Genomic DNA, 3346 nt, shown 5'->3' with positions numbered 1-3346 from the left:
GACTCGTACGTGTAAGGGATCACTAATCTAAAACACGTTATAGTTCTCCTCTTTTTCTATATAAAGATATTTATTACAAACTAAAGAAACACGTTGGCAACAATTAAGACAAAATGACGAAAATATACATTGATGATTCCGTTCACGAAAGAGGTAATTTTGTTATTAGTGGAATAATTGTGACTAAAGAAAATATTGAAAATCAAATTTCTGAAAGTCTAAAAAATAACGGATTCGACCCTGAAAATTATGAATTCAAAAGCGGATTAAACTATAGAAAATATCCTAAAATGTTGGACGTAAGAAATGATTTAAAAAATATTATTTCTTCAGTCTGTAAAATAGGACTTGTTGTTTTACCAATTGAGGAAAGACCAAATATCGGAATAGAGACTTTTAAAGGTCTTAAACAAATAATCAACTCAAACGAATTTGGAAAAGATATTGGAATTTATGTTGACGAAAATTATTTCAGAAACGTAAATGCAGGAAAAGAATATGCAAAGGAAATTGGGTTGGAAAACTATGAATTGAATTTAGAATTAGATTCAAAGAAATTTAAAGGAATTCAACTTGCTGATTTAGTTGCTCATTCTTGTTCTACAATGTTACTTGAGCAATTAAAAATTATTGACAAAAAAGTAAAAGCAGGTGATAATTCTGGTTATGAACCTGATTTAGAGATAGAATTAGGATTTGAATTATGGGCTGGAATTAGATACAATCTTCTTGGAGAAATTGATATGGAAAGGTTTGAAACAGGAGATGGATTTCCTATGAAAATGACAGAACCTTATGGACTTTATATTTCTGAATTTTGCAACAATGAATTAAAGGAAAATGCAAAAGAAAGATTTGGAGAAATTTATATGGGATGTATACATTAAATAACTGTTGCCAACACCGTATATAATTTATTGCTAGTTCTAGCCTACTTACGAAAATCCTCGCGGATTTTCTATTCGGTTTTTGTTTGTTAACTTTGTTGCTTAACCACGCAACAAACCATATACAAACACGTTACCTGCAAGCTGAGAAAAACATTGAGAAAACCAAAAGACATAATCGCTAAACCAAAAATATCAACAATTTTGATATTAATTTTAGGCGGAACATTAGGAATAGTATTAGGAACAATTTTAACCTTGAAAGGGTTTGAAAAGCTAGTTCTCTTAATTTTAGGAATTCCTTTTATTGGTTTAGGTATATATTCAATTTATTGGATTATTGATTTTGACATTCTTAAAATTACTGATGGAAAATTGATTTTTAAATCTATTACTGGAATTACCAAAAAAACTATTCCATTAACCGAATTCAAATCGTACACTGAAATCGAAAAACAGAATGCTCAATATAAATCTGAGGTTGGATATATGAGGTGGAAAGATTTAACCTTAATCGGAGATAATTTCACATATAAGCTTTCATCAACAAGCTATACCAACTATGAAGAATTAAGAAGAGAATTAATAAAAGGATTAAAGCGAAATAATAAAGCTGAGGATAAATGGAATAATAACAATCTGACTTATATTGGTGTTGGAGTAATTTTGTTCGGACTTTTAATTGGTTTATGGTTTTGGAATGCAACCGTAATAGTGAACGAAAAAATTTTAAGCATTATAATCTCAATTGGCTTCATCGGATATGGAATATTTTTACTGAATAGAAGAAAAAAAGCCAGCAGGTAACACCGTATATAATTTATTGCTGGCTTCTCGCCTACTTACGAAAGTCCTCGCGGACTTTCTTGGTCGGTAATTATTTACTAAATTAGTTGCTTAAACCACGCAACAAACCATATACAAACACGTTACCCAACATTATGAAAAACAGCATCTGGATACTACTAATTGTAATTTCATCAAATTTGGCTTTTGGACAAAGTTATGATTTGATTGTACCGAATATTGATAGCTTAAAAATTAAGCTGTCTAACGAAAAAAACCTTGAGGTAATTTATTTATATCTGAATAATAATTACGGAACAACTTCTGAAAAAAGAGATATGCAATTTTACAGTCCTTTTGATGATGAAATATTGTGTTCATTTAAACAAGAGTTTGAAAATAATCTATGTTATTATATTTACAATTGTAGTGAATCTGGAGGAATCACAGTTCAATTAGAATTACCAAAAATTGACCGAAAAAAATTAATGAATTGGATTGAGGCAATATATGATGTGCAGAAAATAGAATCTGATAAAAATGTATGGAATGAAGATAATTCTGCATTTGAGCCGAACGGTTTGAATTTAGGGTGTTATTATACTATAGAAGAAAAAGAAACAAGAACCATTGTACAAATGTATTGTGGATGTTAAAAAACGTTGGGTAACACCGTGTATAATTAATTGCTGTGTAAGTGCTCATCTGGAATATTCCTTCGGAATATTCACAGGTTCGTGAATGTTTGTTAACTTAGTTGCTTAACCACGCAACTAACCATACACAAACACGTTGGGCGTCATTTGAGAAAAACCTTGTAAATCATAAAATATGGGATTTAAAATCTACTTAATAGCAATAACAAATGCAGCGAATGTAAATACAACAGATATTCCAAATAAAATCGGATTTGATAATTTACAACCTGCAAATGAAATAAGTATTAGTGAAGCTCAATACGAAAACGGAATTTCTATTGGAAAATATGACGATACAATTTTCATTGTCAGCTCTGAATTAGTTTTTGAGTTTTATCATAAAAACCCATCAGAATTGGAAAAGAAATTAACGAACGAATTCCCTAACTCTGAAATTGCAATTTTGACCTTAAATCAGACAACTGACTTTTATGGTTACAATATTATTACAAATGGAAAACGTAAACGAGTAAGGTCTGGAGCTGACACGGAAATCGAAATTGATTTTGGAGAAAAACTTCCAGAGGAATTAGATATCTCGAAAGACCCGCTTTTCGGACTTTACCTTGAAGAACTTAAAGAGTTTCAATCCTCAGACAAAGACTTTACCAAAAAGCAAATGAAAGCGGAAATCGAACAGGAAATTGGAGTACGAACTTTTTTTAAATTGACTTCAAGATATTTTGGAAAACCAATCGACGAAAACGGAACTGATTATAATGAAATTAAAGTGACAAAATTTGAATAAAAACGAACGCCCAACAATGTGTATAATTAATGGCTATTTCGAGCCTACTTATGAATATTCCTGCGGAATATTCTATTCGGTTATTATTTGTTAACTTTCGTGCTAAATCACGCCACTAATCATACACGAGACCGTTGGCAACAAGTTTGACGAAATAAAGAACTTATGATAAAAAAAATCTTACTATTATTAATATTATTACCTTCTCTTGTCTTTTCGCAAGAAAT

At 30.4% G+C, this 3346-nt stretch carries 4 protein-coding genes; all 4 read left to right on the top strand.

Annotated features, from left to right (window positions below):
- Nucleotides 1–113 precede the first annotated feature (113 nt).
- The 4 genes from DFQ09_RS18495 (at nucleotide 114) to DFQ09_RS18480 (ending at nucleotide 3119) form a co-directional block, all read left to right on the top strand.
- Nucleotides 114–887 (top strand): DUF3800 domain-containing protein, encoded by a 774-nt coding sequence (locus tag DFQ09_RS18495; protein ID WP_115813088.1) that lies wholly within the window; start codon nucleotides 114–116, stop codon nucleotides 885–887.
- 156 nt (nucleotides 888–1043) lie between these two features.
- Nucleotides 1044–1694 carry a hypothetical protein gene (locus tag DFQ09_RS18490; protein ID WP_115813086.1) on the top strand — a complete coding sequence of 217 codons (651 nt, stop codon included), beginning with the start codon at nucleotides 1044–1046 and terminating at the stop codon, nucleotides 1692–1694.
- A 134-nt stretch (nucleotides 1695–1828) separates the two neighbouring features.
- A complete protein-coding gene (locus tag DFQ09_RS18485) occupies nucleotides 1829–2329 on the top strand; it encodes a hypothetical protein (protein WP_115813084.1) in 501 nt (166 codons plus the stop codon).
- Nucleotides 2330–2504: 175 nt separating this feature from the next.
- Nucleotides 2505–3119: a hypothetical protein gene (locus DFQ09_RS18480; RefSeq protein ID WP_115813082.1), complete on the top strand. Its 615-nt coding sequence runs from the start codon at nucleotides 2505–2507 to the stop codon at nucleotides 3117–3119.
- The last annotated feature ends 227 nt before the right edge of the window (nucleotides 3120–3346 follow it).

The organism is Winogradskyella pacifica, from assembly GCF_003386275.1.
Taxonomy (GTDB): domain Bacteria; phylum Bacteroidota; class Bacteroidia; order Flavobacteriales; family Flavobacteriaceae; genus Winogradskyella; species Winogradskyella pacifica.
The sequence above is the reverse complement of the archived record's forward strand: the minus strand, read 5'-3'. Positions and strand labels throughout refer to the sequence as shown.

Bases quoted from the DNA above. Each gene is read 5' to 3' on its own strand.
- DFQ09_RS18495 (WP_115813088.1), top strand. From the start codon at position 114: ATGACGAAAATATACATTGATGATTCCGTTCACGAAAGAGGTAATTTT.
- DFQ09_RS18485 (WP_115813084.1), top strand. From the start codon at position 1,829: ATGAAAAACAGCATCTGGATACTACTAATTGTAATTTCATCAAATTTG.
- DFQ09_RS18480 (WP_115813082.1), top strand. From the start codon at position 2,505: ATGGGATTTAAAATCTACTTAATAGCAATAACAAATGCAGCGAATGTA.